The sequence below is a fragment of the Streptomyces ossamyceticus genome, assembly GCF_001418475.1.
Classification (GTDB): Bacteria; Actinomycetota; Actinomycetes; order Streptomycetales; family Streptomycetaceae; genus Streptomyces; species Streptomyces ossamyceticus.
This window is the reverse complement of the sequence record NZ_LIQX01000050.1, coordinates 839-17,507: the sequence shown is the minus strand read 5'-3', so window position 1 is coordinate 17,507 and position 16,669 is coordinate 839. Positions and strand designations below refer to the sequence as shown.

Sequence of the window (16,669 nt, the reverse complement as noted above, 5' to 3'; positions counted from 1 at the left end):
GGCGGTGGCCCGGCCCAGCGCGGTGAAGCCGCGGGCGATGAGGAGGCGGTTCCAGCGGCGGCGGTCCTGGTCCTTGAGGAGCACCGGCTCACCCGTCGGGCCCGTGCGGGCGGCGGCCCGTGACTCCTGGAGTTCCAGCAGCGCCACCAGCCCGTGCGCCTCGGGTTCCTTGGGCATCAGCTCCGCGAGGACGCGGGCGAGCCGCAGCGCGTCCTCGCACAGCGCCGGGCGCAGCAGGTCGTCGCCTGCGGTCGCGGCGTACCCCTCGTTGAAGACGAGGTAGATGACCTCCAGGACGGAGGCGAGGCGGGCCTCGCGGTCGGGGCCGTACGGCACCTCGAAGGGGACGCCCTTCTTCGCGAGGGTCCGCTTGGCGCGGACGATGCGCTGGGCGACGGTGGCCTCCGGGGAGAGGAAGGCGCGCGCGATCTCCGCGGTGGTGAGGCCGCCGAGGAGGCGGAGGGTGAGGGCGATGCGGGCCTCGGCGGAGAGCACGGGATGGCAGGCCGTGAAGACGAGGCGCAGCAGGTCGTCGTCGATGTCGTCGGGGTCGGACGGCGTGTCCAGGTACTGCCCCGCCGGGCTCGCCGCCTCCAGGTCCCGGCCGACCTCCGCCAGCTTGCGCGCGTAGCGTTCCCGGCGGCGCACCAGGTCGATCGCCCGGTGCTTGGCGGTGGTCATGAGCCAGGCGCCCGGGTTGTCGGGGACGCCGTCGCGCGGCCACTGCTCCAGCGCGGCGACCAGCGCGTCCTGCGCCAGTTCCTCCGCGATCCCGACGTCCCGCACGATCCGGGCGACCCCGGCGATGACGCGGGGCGCCTCGATGCGGAAGACGGTCTCGACGGTCCTCCGGGGGTCCGCCGGGGCGTGCCCCGCACGGCCTGCGTCGGTGGTGGGCTGTGCTGTCACAACCCACCATCAGACACCCGCGGGGCGCCCCGGCCAAGCGGGTTCAAGGACCCCTCAGCCCTCCGCGATCTCCCGCACCTCGCAGGTCACCGTCCAGTGCTCCTCGTGGACCTTCAGGAACCGCGTGGTCCACTCGACGGCCTCGTCCATGTCCTTGCACTGCATGAGGGCGTAGCCGCCGACGACCTCCTTGGTCTCGGTGAACGGCCCGTCGGTGACGGACAGCTCGCCGCCCGCCCAGTGGACCCGCTTGCCCTGGGCGCTCGGCAGCAGTCCGGCGGTGTCGAGCATGACGCCGGCCTTGGTGATCTCCTCCAGCAGGTCGCCCATCCGCTGCATCAGCTCGGGGCTCGGGCCCTCGGCGGGGGCGGTGGACTCGTCGATCCGGACCATCGACAGATAGCGCGGCATGGTGGCTCCTTCGGTAGGGGCGGCGGGTCTCTCCCCGCCTCTCACCCCTTGCGTCGAACGAGGAGACACCGGATCGACACGCCAGCCGAACTTCTTCGAAGAATTTTTCCGGTGCCCTTCGGCGCCCTCCGGCACCCCTGTGATGCGCCCTTCTCCGCCGGTCACCTCACCTCAGCGACTCCCACAGTTCCTTCGCCTCCGGCTCGTCCGCGACGACACGGTTGGGGTCGTAGGGGGCGGGGACGACCGGCATCATCACCGTCCTCGTCGCGTCGGACGACAGTCCCTTCAGGCTCCGGCCCAGCCGCACCAGATCGTCGAGGGAGTCGAGGCCGGTGTCGGTGGTGAGGCTGCGGGTGACCGCGTCGGCGGCCCGGTACAGCTCGGCGGGGTCGGTCAGGAGGCTGGTGGCGGCGATCTGGTCGAGCAGGGCCTTCACGAGCTTCTGCTGGAGCCCGATGCGGCCGAGGTCGCTGCCGTCGCCGATGCCGTGGCGGGTGCGGGCGAGGGCCAGTGCCTGTTCTCCGTCGAGGTGATGGGTGCCCGCCGCCAGTTTCAGATGGCTGTCCTCGTCGTCGATGTCCTCGTCCGTGGTGACGGTGACGCCGCCGAGCGCGTCGACCAGTTCGGCGAAGCCCGCGAAGTCGATCTCGATGTAGTGGTCCATGCGGACGTTCGTCAGGGCCTCGACGGTCTTCACGGCGCAGACGGGGCCGCCCACCGCGTAGGCGCTGTTGAACATCGCGTTGTACGCGACCGCCGTCGAACCGCCCGACTCCCGCGGGCAGGACGGGCGGGTCACCAGGGTGTCGCGGGGGATGCTGACGACCGTCGCCGCGGTGCGGCCCTCGTCGATGTGGACGACCATCGCCGTGTCGGAGCGGGCGCCGGAGGTCTCGCCGCCCCCGCCCAGCTCGGCGTTCTCCTTGCCGCTGCGGGAGTCGGAGCCGAGGACCAGGATGTTCAGGGCGCCGCTGGGCAGCGGTTCGGCGGCGGTGGACGCCGAAGGGCCCGTACTCGGCGTGGTCCTGGGCGGGCGGTCGTCGCCGAGCGCGCTGTTGATGTCGACGCTTCTGATGTTGTCGTTGAGCCGCCAGAACGCCCAGCCCGCCCCGCAGGCGCCGAGTACGAGGACGCCGGCGAGCGTGCCCCCGGCGATCTTCAGCCAACGCGGCCGTCTGCCCGCGCCCTCGTGCTCCTCGTCTTCTTCACCCTTCACACACAAGAACGTACGTCCGAATTATTACGGGCGAGAACTCCTGCACCCGTTCCTTCGGAAATTCTCATACTTTTCGAAGCGACTCCCGTGTCGCCGCTCAGCCCAGCGTCACCGTCGGGACCGGATTGCTGCCGCTCCAGGACGCGTTGAAGCCGAACATCACCGAACCGCCGCTCGGCACGCTCCCGTTCCACGACGCGTTCGAGCAACTGACCGTCGCCCCGGTCTGGGTGCAGACCGCGTTCCACGCCGTAGTGATGCGCTGGCCCGCGCCGAACGTCCAGTTCGCACGCCAGGAGGAGAGCGAGGACCCGGCGGCACAACTGATCGTCACATAGCCGGTGAAGCCGGTGTTCCACTGGCTCTGGACGCTGTACGCGGCCGAGCAGCCGGTCGGCGGCGGGGGCTCGGTGACCGTGCCGCCGAGCGCGGTCACGATGCCGTAGTACGCCGGTTTCGGCCGGTAGTTCTCGTCGTACGGGGTGGCCGCGCCCTCGCCGGGGAAGACGTCCGGGATCCAGGAGTCGGAGTCGGTGAAGCCCCAGACGGTCACGCCGGTGCACCGGGACACGGCCACGCACGCCTTGAACACGGCCTCGTACTCGGTGCGCTGCTGCGCCAGTTTGGCGTCGGTGGCGGGCGTCTGCATCCGGATGTCGAGTTCCGTGATGGCGACGTCCAGGCCCAGGTCGGCGAAGCGCTGGATGTTCTGCTGGAAGGTGGAGGGGACCTGGCCGAGGATCAGATGGGCCTGGAGGCCGACCCCGTCGATCGGGACACCGCGCGCCTTGAGGTCCTTGACCAGGTTGTACAGGGCCGTGGACTTCGCGTTGACGCCCTCGACGTTGTAGTCGTTGATGTAGAGCTTCGCGGCCGGGTCGGCGGCGCGGGCGGCGGTCAGGGCCTGGGCGATGTAGTCGGCGCCGAGGCCGTTGTACCAGAGGGTCGGGCGGAAGGTGCCGTCCTCGTTGAACGGCTCGTTCACCACGTCCCAGGCGGCGAGGCGGCCCTTGTAGCGGCCCACTTCGAGCGCGATGTGGTCGGTCATCAGCTGGCGCAGCTGGGCGGGCGTCCAGGTGCCGTTGTCCAGCCAGTTCGGGTTCTGGCTGTGCCAGACGAGGGTGTGGCCGCGTACGTCCTGGTCGTGGGCCTCGGCGAAGTCGACTATCTGGTCCGCCTCGGTCCAGTTGAAGTTGCCGCGACTGGGCTCGACGGAGCCCCACTTCATGGCGTTGCCGGGGGTGAGCCAGTTGAACTCCCGGCCGGCGAGTTCACCGTAGGTGCCGGTGAGCTTGGAGCCGGTCACGGCGGTGCCGATCGCCTTGCCCTTGGCGGCGGCGAGGTCGCGCAGCGGGGTGTCGGCGGCGTGGGCGGCGGGCGCGGCGACGAGCAGGGCGGTGACCGCGGACACGCCGGTGAACAGGGCGGCGAGGCGGGCCCCTAAAGACGGGCGCCGGGTTCCGGGGGACGTTCCGAGGGAGGTTCTCAGGGAGGTGCTCATTGCGGGTGCCTCCGAAAGTTTCGGTCGTGCATCCGATTGGCTGCGGAGCAGTGTGGGGGCGCCCGGAACCCACGTCAATACACACGGACCACACGGAACACGGGGCACACCCACCCCTACGGCACCACGGGGCGACCCGGCGCCGCCCTACGCCTGTGGCGGTGCCCCCGTGCTGCTGCGGACGACCAGGCTCGTGGCCAGCTCCACCCTGGTCGCCGAGGAGGCGCCGTCCTGTCGCCCGAGGTCCAGCACCAGCCGGGCCGCCGCCTCCGCCATCTCCATCAGCGGCTGCCGTACGGTCGTCAGCGGCGGCCCCACCCAGCGGGCCACCGGCAGATCGTCGAACCCGACCACGCTCAGGTCCTCCGGGATGCGCAGCCCCAGTTCACGGGCGGCCTCGTACAGGCCGAGCGCCTGGAGGTCGTTCCCGGCGAAGACGGCGGTGGGCCGGTCGGGGCGGCGCAGCAGCTCCAGGCCCAGCCGGTAGCCCGTCTCGTGGTGGAAGTCCCCGGCCCTGATCAGCCCCGGGTCGACGGGCAGCTCGGCGGTCTCCAGCGCGGCCCGGTAGCCGTCCACACGGGCCCGGCTGCACATCATCCGGGAGGGCCCGGTGATCGCGCCGATGCGGCGGTGGCCCAGCTCGACGAGGTGCCGGGTGGCGGCCAGTCCGCCCTGCCAGTTGGTGGCGCCGATCGACGGCACGTCCGCGCCGGGGTCGCCCGCCGGGTCCATCACCACGAAGGGGATGGAGCGGCTGGTCAGCAGGGCGCGCTGCGACTCGTCGAGGCCGGACAGGACGAGGACGACGCCGTGCGGGCGGCGGGCGGCGACCTGGTCGGCCCAGGTTCGGCCGGGGGTGAGCCGGCCCGCGCTCTCGGAGAGCACGACGCTCAGGCCCTCCTCGCGGGCGACGTTCTCGACGCCCCGGATGACCTCCATGGCCCAGGCGCTCTCCAGCTCGTGGAAGACGAGGTCGATGAGCGGGGACCGGGTCGCCTCGGCCCGCCGGCGCCGGTAGCCGTACTCGCGCAGGAGCTCCTCGACCCGGGTGCGGGTGGCGGGGGCGACGTCCGCACGGCCGTTGAGCACCTTCGAAACAGTCGGAGCGGAGACGCCGGCCTGACGGGCGATCTCGGCGAGCGTCGCGGTCTGCGTGGACTGCGACACGCGCGCTCTTGTCTGGGTTTCCTCTGGCTTCGCGGAGTTCATGAGCCGGATCGTATCCCTGCGCGACCTCTTGACGAACCCTTTCGACGGCCATACGTTCCCGGAACATTCGAAGAGTCACGCGAAACATTCGCACCACCGCGTGGCCGCAGGCCCCTGCGGACGCGCGTCCCGTACAGCCGTACCACCCGCACAACCGCACGGCCGATACATCCGAAACGTTCGTGAGAGGTGCTGTCAATGGAGTCGAACAGAGGGCGGACGTTCAGCAGGCGCTGGTTCCTCGGCGCCGGTACCGCCTCCTTGGCCACCGCGGGACTCGGCGCCGGCCTCACGGGCTGCGGCTCCGGCGGCTCCGGGGCCGGCGACGGCAAGACGGTCACCGCGTTCGTCTACGGCGACGACGCGGTGAAGGTCCAGCAGGCCGCCGTCGACCGCTACAACAAGTCGGCCGCCGCGAAGAAGGCCGGCGGCACGATCAGGCTCCAGAAGGTCCCCGGCTCCGACTACTCCCCGAAGCTCCGCACGGCCATGGGCTCCCCCAGCGCCCCCGACGTGTTCTTCAACTGGGGCGGCGGCTCCATCAGGACGTACGAGGAGGCCGGCAAGCTCGTCGACCTCACCGACATCATCGCGGACGACCCGGTCCTCAAGAGCGGCTTCCTGCCGTCCGTGCTGTCCGCCGGCGACCTCAAGGGCCGCCACTACGGCATCCCGATGCGCGGTATGCAGCCGGTGATCCTCTTCTACAACAAGTCCGTCTTCGCCGAGCACAAGCTCCAGCCGCCCACCACCTGGGACCAGCTCCTCGACATCAACGCCAAGCTGAAGAAGGCGAAGATCACCCCGTTCGCGCTCGGCGGCTCCGACCTCTGGCCCAACCTTATGTGGCTGGAGTACCTCGTCGACCGCCTCGGCGGCCCCGAGGTCTTCAAGCGCATCCAGGACGGCGACTCCGAGGGCTGGGGCGACCCGGCGGTCCTCAGGGCCGCCGAGCTGGTCAAGCAGCTCGTGGACGACGGCGCCTTCGGTTCCAAGTTCACCTCGGTGTCGTACGTCAACGGCGGCGCCCCGGCGGTCTTCGCCAAGGGCAAGGCAGCCATGCACCTGATGGGTTCCTGGGAGTACTCCACGCAGCTCGGCAAGTTCCCGGACTTCGCCAAGAGCAACCTGGGCTGGGCCGCGTTCCCGACCGTCGAGGGCGGCACGGGCGACGTCCGCAACGTCGTCGGCAACCCCACCAACTACTGGTCGATCAACGCCCGTACGAAGAACAAGGACCTGGCGGTCGGCTTCCTGAAGGAGTGCGCGTCGGAGGCGTACGCCAAGGACCTGGTCGCCAACGGTGACGTGCCGACCACCTCGAACGCGAAGAAGCTGCTGGCGTCCGCGCCGAACCCCGAGTACGCCACGTTCCAGTACGACCTGGTGGAGAAGGCGCCCGCGTTCACGCTCTCCTGGGACCAGGCGCTCGGTGACGCGCTCGGCACGAAGATGCACACGGAGATAGGCAAGCTGTTCGCGGGGAAGTCGTCGCCGAGCGAGTTCGTGACGGCCTGCAAGGGGCTGAAGTGACCTCGACGGTCCAGAAGACCTCCACGGTCGAGCAGGGGTCCCGGAAGGCGTCGCGGGTGGGCCGCCCGCACGCCGTCTGGGCCCTGCCCGCCGTGCTCTTCTTCACCTTCTTCGCCGTCGTGCCGATGGGCCTCGCGCTCTATCTGTCCTTCACCAGCTGGGACGGCCTGGGCGACCCCCGGCCGGTGGGCCTCGACAACTGGAAGAAACTGCTCGACGACCCCCGCCTCACCCAGTCGCTGACGCTGACGGTGGTGCTGACCGTGGCCAGCTGGGCGTTCCAGACGGTCGTGGCCCTGCTGCTCGGGGTGTGGGCGGCGGGCCGCCAGCGCAACCGGGCGGTGCTGTCCGCGATCTTCTTCGTGCCGTTCCTGCTGTCGTCGACGGCCATCGCGATCCTGTTCTACGCACTGCTCGACCCGAACTTCGGCATCATCCAGGCGGACACCCTGGGCTCGCAGAGCGGCGCGTTCCTCGCGATCGTCTTCGTCGGCGGCTGGCAGTTCATGCCGTTCCACACACTGATCTACCAGGGCGGGGCCCGGCAGATCCCCGAGGTCCTCTACCAGGCGGCCGCGATCGACGGCGCCGGCCGCTACCGACAGTTCTTCTCGATCACGCTGCCGCAGCTGCGGCACACGATCACCACGTCCACGGTCCTGATCGTCGTCGGCTCGCTGACGTACTTCGAGACGGTCCTGATCCTCACCAAGGGCGGCCCGGGCACGGACACCGCGATCCTGCCGTACCTGATGTACGAGGCGGGCTTCAAGCAGTACGACTTCGGCTACGCGAGCGCCATCGCCACGTCCCTGGTCATCGCCGCGACGGGCCTCTCGCTCGTCCTCGTGCGACTGTCCGGGTTCGGCTCCATGCGCAGCACCCGTGAAGGGATGTGACGCCATGTCACACGACACGATGGCGCGCCCCGCGAAGACCCGGCGGCCCGACGGGGGAGAACCGCCGACGTCCTCCCGCCGACGGCGCCACTGGACGCGGCGGGCCAACCCGGTCGCGGGCCTCGGCGCGTTCCTCTGGCTGGTCGTCGTCCTGATCCCGATCTACGCGATGCTGTCGGCCTCCCTCACGAACTCGGACAAGGCCCTGACGGGCAATCCGCTCAGGCCGCCCACGGACCCGACGCTCGACAACTACAACACCGTGCTGAGCAGCGGCTTCGGCCATCTGCTGACCAACACGGTAATCGTCGCCGTGGCGGTCGTCGGCATCGTCCTCGCCCTGTCCGTCCCACTGGCGTACGTGGCCGTCCGCACCCGGAACCGCTGGTCGAACGCCGCGTTCCGGCTGTTCCTCCTCGGTGTGGCGATCCCGGCCCAGGCGGTCGTCGTCCCGCTGTACCTGCTGATCGCGAAGCTCGACCTGTACGACACGCTGCTCGCGGTCATCCTGCCGACGGCGGCCTTCGCGATGCCGGTGTCCGTGCTGGTGCTGGTCGGCAGCCTGCGGGACGTCTCGGAGGACCTGTACGAGGCGATGGCACTGGACGGCGCCTCACCCGCACGGATGCTCTTCCAGCTGACGATCCCGCTGGCCAAGGGCGGCATCAGCACCGTGGTGATCTACTCGGCGCTCCAGGCGTGGAACGGCTTCCTGTTCCCGCTGATCTTCACCCAGTCCGACGAGCCGCGGGTCCTCACCCTCGGCCTCTTCAACTACGTCAGCCAGTTCGGCGTCAACATCCCCGCCGTGCTCGCCTCGGTCGTCCTCTCCGGCATCCCGATCTTCGCCGTCTACCTGGTGGCGCGACGGGCCCTGATCGGCGGCCTGATGGGCGTGGGCGGCAAGTGAGCGCGTCCACCGGCCCCGAGCCCCTTCCGCATCCGTGAGCGCTGCCGCTCCCACGAACCCTTTCCGCACCCCTGAAACTCACCACCACCGACAGGAGTTTCATGACCACCCCTTGGCGTGACCGCGCCCTGCCCGCCGCCGAGCGGGTCGAGGACCTGCTGTCCCGGATGACCCTCGAAGAGAAGACCGCGCAGTTGTACGGCGTGTGGGTGAAGAACGACGCGAACGGCGAGGACATCGCCCCCGACGAGGCGGGCATGACGGAGGCGTTCGACTTCGACGAGCTGATCACCCGGGGCCTCGGCCAGCTCACCCGTGTCTTCGGCACGGCGCCCCTCGACCCCGAGGAGGGCGCGCGGGTCCTGGCCCGTTTCCAGCGCCGCATCATGGCCGCGAGCCGTTTCGGCATCCCGGCCGTCGCCCACGAGGAGTGCCTGGCCGGCTTCACCAGCTGGCGGGCTACGGCGTACCCGGTGCCCCTCGCCTGGGGCGCGACCTTCGACCCGTCCCTCGTCGAGGAGATGGCCCGGAGCATCGGCCGGGACATGGCGTCGGTCGGCGTCCACCAGGGCCTGTCCCCCGTCCTCGACGTCGTCCGCGACCCGCGCTGGGGGCGGGTCGAGGAGACCGTGGGCGAGGACCCGTACCTGGTGGGCACGATCGGCTCCGCGTACGTCCGGGGCCTGGAGTCCGCCGGGATCGTGGCCACGCTGAAGCACTTCGCGGGGTACGCGGCGTCCGTGGGCGCCCGCAATCACGCGCCCGTACGCGCGGGCGTGCGCGAGTTCGCGGACGTGGTCCTGCCGCCGTTCGAGATGGCGCTGCGGGAGGGCGGCGCCCGCTCGGTGATGGCGGCCTACACGGAGACCGACGGCATTCCCGTGTCGGCCGACCGGGCCCTGCTCACGGAACTCCTGCGCGGCGACTGGGGCTTCACCGGCACGGTCGTCTCCGACTACTTCGGCGTCGGCTTCCTGGAGACCAACCACCGGGTGGCGAGCAGCCGCGCGGAGGCCGCGCACGCCGCGCTGGCCGCCGGGATCGACGTGGAGCTGCCGAGCCTGCGCTGCTACGGCGAACCCCTGGTCGAGGCGGTGAAGGCGGGCGAGATCCCTGAGTCCCTGGTGGACGTGGCCGCCCGCCGGGTCCTGCTCCAGAAGTGCGAACTGGGCCTGCTGGACGAGGACTGGAGCCCCGAGCCGGCCACCGCGTCGGTCGACCTGGACCCGCCCCGCAACCGCGACCTGGCCCGCCGCCTGGCCGAGGAGTCGGTGGTGCTGCTGGACAACCCCGACGCGGTGCTGCCGCTCGCCCCCGACGTCAGGATCGCCGTCGTCGGCCCCCGCGCCGACGACCCCCTGGCCATGCTGGGCTGCTACTCCTTCCCCTCCCACGTCCTGCCCGCCCACCCCGAGACCGCCCTCGGGATCTCGATCCCGACCGTCCTGGAGTCGCTGCGCACGGAACTCCCCGACGCGAAGATCACGTACGCCGCCGGCAGCGCGGTCGACGGCGACGACACGGAAGGGTTCCCGGAGGCGGTCGCCCGCGCCTCCGAGGCCGACATCTGCGTGGCGGTCCTCGGCGACCGCGCCGGCCTCTTCGGCCGGGGCACCTCCGGTGAGGGCTGCGACGCGGAGGACCTCCGGCTGCCCGGCGTCCAGGCGAAGCTGCTGGACGCGCTGGTCGCCACGGGCACACCGGTCGTGCTGGTCCTCCTCACCGGCCGCCCCTACGCGCTGGGCCGCTGGCACGGCGGGCTCGCGGCGTCCGTCCAGGCCTTCTTCCCCGGGGAGGAGGGCGGCCCGTCGGTGGCGGGAGTGCTGTCGGGCCGTATCTCCCCCTCCGGCCGCCTCCCGGTCAGCGTCCCGAAGAGCCCCGGCGGCCAGCCGTGGACGTACCTCCAGCCGCCGATGGGCCTGTTCGGCGGCGCCAGCAACATCGACCCGACCCCGCTGTACCCCTTCGGGCACGGCCTCTCGTACACGACGTTCGAGTGGACCGGCTTCGAGGGTGGGGGTGACGGCGACCGGGTCCCGGAGATCGGCACGGACGGCGAGCACGACATCGCGGTGACCGTCCGCAACACCGGGGACCGCGCGGGCGCGGAGGTCGTGCAGCTCTACCTCCACGACCCGGTGGCCACGGTGACCCGCCCCGACATCCGCCTGATCGCCTACCAGCGCCTGGACCTGGCCCCCGGAGAGGCCCGCCGGGTGCGGTTCCGCTTCCACGCCGACGTGTCGTGCTTCGCCGACCGCACGGGACGCCGCGTGGTGGAACCGGGCGAGCTGGAACTCAGGGTCGCCGCGTCCAGCACGGACGTACGCCATGGGGTGCGCGTCGCACTGACGGGCCCCGTACGCGAGGTGGGCCCGGACCGCCGCCTGCACTGCGAGACGGAGGTCCGGGAAGTGAACTGACGCTCAGTCCGCTTGGGCCGCCGCGAACGGAACGAAGGCGGCCCAGGCGGAGGGGTGGAGGCCGAGGGGGCTGCGGGTGGTGTCCTTGGAGTCACGGACGTGGATGGTGCGGGGGGTTGCGGCGACCTCTATGCAGTTGTCACCGGCGGTGCCGCTGTAGGTGGACTTGCGCCATTCCAGGGCGACCTCGACGCAGTTGTCGCCCTCGGTACCGCTGTAACTGGACTTGAACCAGGCCAGTTCGGTGGTGCTCATAGCGCTCCTCTTATCCGCTCCAACAGGCCCACGGAGTCCAGCGGATTGAGGGCCTGTGCGCGGAGTGTCGCATATCGGCGGTGCAGAACGGCGGCCTCTTTTGCGTCGGCCACCAACCGCCCGGTCTTCTGTCCTTCCGCATAGGCAAGGTGCCGCCCATCGGGAGTTTCCAGTAGAGCCAGCGGACCATCCAGCCCCGCGTGCGCCTCGCACTCCAGCGGAACGATCTGGATCTCGACGTTGCGCAACTGAGCGCACGCCAGCATGTGATCGATAAGCCCCCGCAGGACCTCGGCGCCACCCAGTCGACGCCGGACGACATGCTCGTCCACGACGAAGCTGAACGACGTGTTGGGACGCTCACGAAACATCCGCTGCCGTTCCATACGCGCCGCGACCTGCGCTTCCAACTGCTCATCAGACAGTGGCGGAAGACGGTTGCTGAACACCGCCCGCGCGTACCCCTCCGACTGCAACAGCCCCGGCGCCAGGCGGCACTCGTACGTCGCGAGGTACACGGCCTCCTGCTCCAACCTCGCCCACGTCCTGAACCAAGCCGCCAGCCCCGGCTGTCGGCTCATGTGTCGGAACGCACCCCGAACCGCCCCCGTCGTGCCCGTCGCCCCCTCCGCCAGCTCCACGAACCTCTGGTCCGCCAACCGGCGCCCCAACTCAATGGAGGCGACCGAGTGTTTAGACAGATGGACGCGCGTCCCGAACTCCTCCCGGCTCAACCCGGCGTGCTCCCGCAGCGCCTGCACCACCGCACCGAACGCCTTCATGCTGTCCGACGAATCGGGCTCACCACCGGGCCCCTGTGACGCCCACTCAACACCGTGCACCATCAACCCAGCGTGACGGGACGATCACCGTACTGTCCATCGAACGCCACGTACTCTCCTCTCAGTACGCGCTTACGTGAACGGAGTTGCGATGAGCGAGCAGGACAGCGGCGGCGTAGCGCGGGAGTACCGCAGGACCCGGCGCATGCCACCCCAGGCGGCTCTGACGATGACCGCCGGCGTGCTGGTCGGCGCCATCTCGGTGTTCGCGATGACGGAGTCCCGCGCGTCCGTCGAGCACGGCTTCGCTCTCGCGGTCTGGACGGTCCTCGTCGTCCGGATGGTGTTGGAGCAGTGGCGGGCACGGACCTCCGTCACCGCCGACGGCGTCACCGTACGCGGAGCACTGCGCACCCGCACCTGGGCCTGGTCCGACATCTACCGCATCCGCGTCGAGGACGACAAGCAGGGCTTTCCTCGCTGGTCGGGGTATCTGTACGCCCTCGACGGCCGTCGGGCCCGCCTCCCGCACATCGACGAGTACCAGATGCCCGACCCGATCGCCGAGGTCGCCGACCTGTACGCCACCGCCGTGCGGCTCGGGCTCGTGTCGCCGCAGACGCGGCCCGACGTGGAGGCGCGGATCGAGCGCGGAGCACGGCGGCGTACGGCGAGGCGGCGGTCGGCCGTTGTCGCCCTGGTGGTCGCGGCCGCGATGTTCGTCCTCGACGGCTGGCTCCTCTTCACCGACCGGCCGACGCACACGTTCCTGCTGGTCATGTGCGTCCCGCTGATCTGCCAACCGCTCGCCTTCCTCGCGCTGGACCGGGTCGGCGAGGTCCGGGCCGCCCGGACCACGTGACACCGGCTTCTCAGTCCTCGTCCTCATCCGGCAGCTCGAACACGAAGTACATGCTCAGGCACAGCGGCTCGTTCTCGCCTTCGAGGTGGTCCCACGAGACGTCCAGGACGCGCACGTCATGCTCGCCGACCCACGCCTGCGCCCGGGAGAAGACCTGCGCGGCGCTCGTCCCGACGAAGAGCTTCCTGGCGATCGGGTGTACCTGGCTGTCCTCCTCCGAGTCGTCGAAGCCTTCCGGGACGTCCAGGCAGAGGGAGGGATCCAGCATCACGGCACCGTCCTTGACGATCGGGGTGGCCGCACGCCCGGGCGGATCCCCCGAGCGCGCCACTGTGAAGGACGCCGCGCGGCCAGGAAGGTTGCCTGCGGCGCACAGGGTCGCGGCAATCGACCCGCGTTCCCTCTTGCGTACGCACCCGACGACCCCCCATCATCAGGAATCCTGATGATTTAACTTTGTAGCGATGGGGACCCGCCGTGCCACTCAAGTCACAGATGCAGGCCAGAGGCGTCCAACTGCTCTTCGGGCGGATCATGAGCCGCGTGCACGAGGACCTGCGCTTCACCGACATCCCGAAGCACACGGAAACCCTCCAGGTGGAGACCGGCGCCGGGACGGTGACCTGCACCGTCTACCGTCCGCCCGCCTCGACCCCCGACCCCGCCCCGGTGTACGTCAACTTCCACGGCGGCGGCTTCGTGGTCGCCCGCCCCGAGCAGGACGACCACCTGTGCCGCTACATAGCCGCCACGGCCGGCTGCGTGGTGATCAACGTGGACTACGGTGTCGCCCCGCAGCAGCCGTACCCCGCGCCCGTCGTCCAGGCGTACGACGTCACCGCCTGGGTGGCCGAGAACGGCACCGCCCACAACTGGGACGGCTCGCGGATCGCCGTGGGCGGACACAGTGCCGGGGCCAACCTGACCGCCGCGGTCTGCCGCACGGCCCGGGAGCGCGGCACCTTCACACCCCGCCTCCAGATCATCGACTCGGCGCCGCTCGACCAGCTGGAGGACCCGGCCGCCAAGCGGTCCCCCATCGCCAAGCCCCTGCTCGCGCCGGGGCTCATGCGGATCTTCACCGCCGCCTACGTCCCGGACCCCGCCGACCTGACGCATCCGCTGGTGTCGCCCGGCCTGGCCGACGACCTGGCCGGCCTGCCTCCCGCGCTGGTCATCACTGCGGAGCACGACCGGCTGCGCGACGAGGGCGACGCCTACGCCAAGGCCCTGGAGGCCGCGGGCGTTCCGGTCACGCACCGTTGCTTCGAGGGCGTCGACCACTACTTCACGCACACCGGCCCGGTGGACGCCGCGAAGGAGGCCATCGAGCTGATGGCCGCCACCCTGCGCACGGCGCTCAGCGCCTGACCCGGCGGATCAGGCCGCGTCACCCGAGCCACATCACTCACCCAACGACTCGAACCGCCACCGGTGCACCGCCCGGCCGGCCAACTCGGCGTCGGGCTCCGGCAGTTCCGGCAGCTCGGCGTCGAACTCCGCGTCCCACCAGGTGATGACGAGCACCCGGTCCTGCGGCGCCCGGAACGTCTCGCGCCGCAGCGGCCGTACCGGGAGCCGCTGGTCCCGGGCCCAGGCGAGCAGGTCCTCGCCCCGGCCGGGGACCGCCCGCGCCTCCCACATCAGGGCGACGGTCACGAGTACAGGTTCTCCTTGCTGACCTCGTGGACGTGGTCGTGCGTGTGCGACGTGCCCGGCACATGCGGGTCGGTGACGGGGAGGGAGGAGTCGGCGGACAGGTCCCAGTCGGAGGCGGCGCGGTTCCGCGCGACCATCTCCGCGCCGAGCGCGGCCACCATCGCGCCGTTGTCCGTGCACAGCTTGGGGCGCGGAACCCGCAGCCGGATACCGGCCGCCTCGCAGCGCTCCTGGGCGAGCGCCCGCAGCCGGGAGTTGGCGGCGACGCCCCCACCGATCATCAGATGGTCGACGCCCTGGTCCTTGCAGGCCCGTACGGCCTTGCGGGTGAGGACGTCCACCACCGCCTCCTGGAAGGAGGCGGCCACGTCCCGCACCGGCACGTCCTCGCCGGCCGCTCGCTTGGCCTCGATCCAGCGGGCCACGGCGGTCTTCAGCCCGGAGAAGGAGAAGTCGTAGATCGGGTCGCGGGGGCCGGTGAGCCCGCGCGGGAAGGCGATCGCCTGTGGGTCGCCCTCCTTGGCGTAGCGGTCGATGACCGGCCCGCCGGGGAACCCGAGGTTCAGCACGCGGGCGATCTTGTCGAAGGCCTCGCCGGCCGCGTCGTCGATGGTCGACCCCATCGGCCGGACGTCCGCGGTGATGTCCGTCGACAGCAGCAGCGACGAGTGGCCGCCGCTGACGAGCAGCGCCATCGTCGGCTCGGGCAGCGCCCCGTGCTCCAGCTGGTCCACACAGATGTGGGACGCCAGGTGGTTGACGCCGTAGAGCGGCTTGCCGAGCGCGTACGCGTACGCCTTCGCCGCCGAGACGCCGACGAGCAGCGCGCCCGCGAGGCCGGGACCTGCGGTGACGGCGATGCCGTCGAGGTCCCTGGCGCTGACGCCCGCCTCCTTCAGCGCACGGTCGATGGTAGGGACCATCGCCTCCAGATGGGCGCGGGAGGCCACCTCGGGCACCACGCCGCCGAAACGGGCGTGCTCGTCGACACTCGACGCGATCGCGTCCGCGAGGAGGGTGTGGCCGCGGACGATGCCCACGCCGGTCTCGTCGCAGGAGGTCTCGATCCCCAGGACCAGGGGTTCGTCAGCCATTGATCTCGGTTCCTTGTACGGATGTGGAAGGGTCGTTGAGGCGCATGACGAGGGCGTCGACGTTCCCCGGCTGGTAGTAGCCGCGGCGGAAGCCGATCGCCTCGAAGCCGAAGCGCTCGTACAGCTTCTGTGCACGGACGTTGTCGACCCGGCATTCGAGCATCACCTGGGCGCACTCGAACGCGGTCGCGGCCCGCAGCAGCTCGGTCAGGAGCAGCGCGCCGAGGCCGGTGCCCCAGTGGTCGCGGGCGACGGCGATGGTCTGGACGTCGGCGACGTCACCGGCGGCCGCGAGGCCCCCGTACCCGACGATCCGCCCGTCCTCGGGGGACTCGGCCACGACGTACCGCCGGGTCGCCTCCGGCCCGCGCGCGTGGGCCAGGTCCGACCAGAACATGCCGCGGGACCAGGCGTCCTCGGGAAAGAGGTCCTTCTCCAGCTCCAGTACGGGCTCGATGTCCCACCAGCGCATCTCGCGCAGCACCGCGGTCGTCACTTGGGGGTGACCACCTTGTAGTTCTTGGGCACCTGGGCGTCCGGCCGGCGCAGGTACAGCGGCCGCGGAGCTTCCAGCTCCTCACCCTTGGCGAGCCGCTCCGCCGCGAGGGCGGCGAGCGCCGCCGCCGAGACATGCTCGGGGGCGCGGGCGTCGGGGAAGGTGTCGGGGTAGAGCAGCGCCCCCGCACCCACGGCCGGGAGTCCGGCCACGACCTCGGCGATCTCGGCGGGCCGGTCGACGGCCGGGTCCGTCACCCGGGTGCGCGCGTCCTCGTACCGCGCCCAGTACACCTCCTTGCGCCGTGCGTCGGTGGCCGCCACGAACGGCCCCTCGACGTCGGCCGCGTACGCGAGCGCGTCGAGGGTGCACAGGCCGTGGACGGGGACCCCGAGGGCGAGGCCGAAGGTGTCGGCGGTCATCAGGCCGACGCGGAGCCCGGTGTACGGGCCGGGCCCGGTGCCCACGACGATCGCGGTGACGGCGTCGAGGCGGGCGCCCGCCTCG

18 protein-coding genes are annotated in these 16,669 nt (G+C 71.0%); 6 read left to right on the top strand and 12 right to left on the bottom strand.

The window, feature by feature from the left end:
• The 5 genes from AOK15_RS04760 to AOK15_RS04740 all read right to left on the bottom strand — a co-directional run.
• Positions 1-909 (bottom strand): RNA polymerase sigma factor (locus AOK15_RS04760; protein ID WP_420876855.1); only part of this gene is annotated, 909 nt, incomplete at its 3' end.
• 54 nt (positions 910-963) lie between these two features.
• On the bottom strand, positions 964-1,320 hold the full coding sequence (locus tag AOK15_RS04755; protein WP_055513072.1) for a YciI family protein: 357 nt from the start codon (positions 1,318-1,320) through the stop codon (positions 964-966).
• Between the two features lie 166 nt (positions 1,321-1,486).
• Complete coding sequence (locus AOK15_RS04750) at positions 1,487-2,545, bottom strand: LCP family protein (RefSeq protein ID WP_420876854.1); 1,059 nt, start codon at positions 2,543-2,545, stop codon at positions 1,487-1,489.
• 91 nt (positions 2,546-2,636) lie between these two features.
• Entirely contained in the window at positions 2,637-4,040 is a 1,404-nt protein-coding gene (locus AOK15_RS04745) for a glycoside hydrolase family 10 protein (RefSeq protein WP_079058306.1), read from the bottom strand.
• Between the two features lie 147 nt (positions 4,041-4,187).
• Positions 4,188-5,249 (bottom strand): LacI family DNA-binding transcriptional regulator, encoded by a 1,062-nt coding sequence (locus AOK15_RS04740; protein ID WP_055513070.1) that lies wholly within the window; start codon positions 5,247-5,249, stop codon positions 4,188-4,190.
• 198 nt (positions 5,250-5,447) lie between these two features.
• Here AOK15_RS04740 and AOK15_RS04735 point away from each other — a divergent pair, with 198 nt between their 5' ends.
• The 4 genes from AOK15_RS04735 to AOK15_RS04720 all read left to right on the top strand — a co-directional run bounded on the left by AOK15_RS04735 (position 5,448) and on the right by AOK15_RS04720 (position 11,014).
• Entirely contained in the window at positions 5,448-6,782 is a 1,335-nt protein-coding gene (locus tag AOK15_RS04735) for an ABC transporter substrate-binding protein (protein WP_055513068.1), read from the top strand.
• On the top strand, positions 6,779-7,681 hold the full coding sequence (locus tag AOK15_RS04730; RefSeq protein ID WP_055513066.1) for a carbohydrate ABC transporter permease: 903 nt from the start codon (positions 6,779-6,781) through the stop codon (positions 7,679-7,681). The genes AOK15_RS04735 and AOK15_RS04730 overlap by 4 nt, the downstream gene beginning before the upstream one ends.
• Positions 7,682-7,685: 4 nt before the next feature.
• Entirely contained in the window at positions 7,686-8,591 is a 906-nt protein-coding gene (locus AOK15_RS04725; protein WP_167738789.1) for a carbohydrate ABC transporter permease, read from the top strand.
• A gap of 101 nt (positions 8,592-8,692) precedes the next feature.
• Positions 8,693-11,014, top strand: a complete 2,322-nt coding sequence (locus AOK15_RS04720; protein ID WP_055513064.1) for a beta-xylosidase/alpha-l-arabinosidase — start codon at positions 8,693-8,695, stop codon at positions 11,012-11,014.
• Between the two features lie 3 nt (positions 11,015-11,017).
• Here the strand turns inward: AOK15_RS04720 and AOK15_RS04715 are convergent, their stop codons facing one another.
• A complete protein-coding gene (locus tag AOK15_RS04715) occupies positions 11,018-11,269 on the bottom strand; it encodes a DUF397 domain-containing protein (protein WP_055513062.1) in 252 nt (83 codons plus the stop codon).
• The gene (locus tag AOK15_RS04710; RefSeq protein ID WP_055513061.1) at positions 11,266-12,114 is read right to left on the bottom strand and encodes a helix-turn-helix domain-containing protein; all 849 of its coding nucleotides are present in this window, start codon (positions 12,112-12,114) and stop codon (positions 11,266-11,268) included. The genes AOK15_RS04715 and AOK15_RS04710 overlap by 4 nt, the downstream gene beginning before the upstream one ends.
• An 88-nt stretch (positions 12,115-12,202) precedes the next feature.
• Between AOK15_RS04710 and AOK15_RS04705 the strand changes: the two genes are divergently transcribed.
• Positions 12,203-12,913 carry a PH domain-containing protein gene (locus tag AOK15_RS04705; RefSeq protein ID WP_055513059.1) on the top strand — a complete coding sequence of 237 codons (711 nt, stop codon included), beginning with the start codon at positions 12,203-12,205 and terminating at the stop codon, positions 12,911-12,913.
• 10 nt (positions 12,914-12,923) lie between these two features.
• Here AOK15_RS04705 and AOK15_RS04700 read toward each other — a convergent pair whose 3' ends face one another.
• Positions 12,924-13,181 carry a hypothetical protein gene (locus AOK15_RS04700; RefSeq protein WP_240508302.1) on the bottom strand — a complete coding sequence of 86 codons (258 nt, stop codon included), beginning with the start codon at positions 13,179-13,181 and terminating at the stop codon, positions 12,924-12,926.
• A gap of 266 nt (positions 13,182-13,447) precedes the next feature.
• Between AOK15_RS04700 and AOK15_RS04695 the strand changes: the two genes are divergently transcribed.
• Positions 13,448-14,284 (top strand): alpha/beta hydrolase, encoded by an 837-nt coding sequence (locus AOK15_RS04695; RefSeq protein ID WP_205632074.1) that lies wholly within the window; start codon positions 13,448-13,450, stop codon positions 14,282-14,284.
• Positions 14,285-14,317: 33 nt separating this feature from the next.
• Here the strand turns inward: AOK15_RS04695 and AOK15_RS04690 are convergent, their stop codons facing one another.
• The 4 genes from AOK15_RS04690 to tsaB all read right to left on the bottom strand — a co-directional run.
• Positions 14,318-14,572, bottom strand: coding sequence for a hypothetical protein (locus tag AOK15_RS04690; RefSeq protein ID WP_055513054.1), 255 nt, complete (start codon positions 14,570-14,572; stop codon positions 14,318-14,320).
• Positions 14,569-15,666 (bottom strand): tRNA (adenosine(37)-N6)-threonylcarbamoyltransferase complex transferase subunit TsaD, encoded by a 1,098-nt coding sequence (tsaD, locus tag AOK15_RS04685; RefSeq protein WP_055513052.1) that lies wholly within the window; start codon positions 15,664-15,666, stop codon positions 14,569-14,571. Before tsaD ends, AOK15_RS04690 begins: the two co-directional genes overlap by 4 nt.
• On the bottom strand, positions 15,659-16,138 hold the full coding sequence (gene rimI, locus AOK15_RS04680; RefSeq protein WP_185093908.1) for a ribosomal protein S18-alanine N-acetyltransferase: 480 nt from the start codon (positions 16,136-16,138) through the stop codon (positions 15,659-15,661). Before rimI ends, tsaD begins: the two co-directional genes overlap by 8 nt.
• A gap of 20 nt (positions 16,139-16,158) precedes the next feature.
• Positions 16,159-16,669, bottom strand: a 511-nt coding sequence (gene tsaB / locus AOK15_RS04675; protein WP_055513049.1) for a tRNA (adenosine(37)-N6)-threonylcarbamoyltransferase complex dimerization subunit type 1 TsaB, incomplete at its 5' end; no start/stop codon positions are given.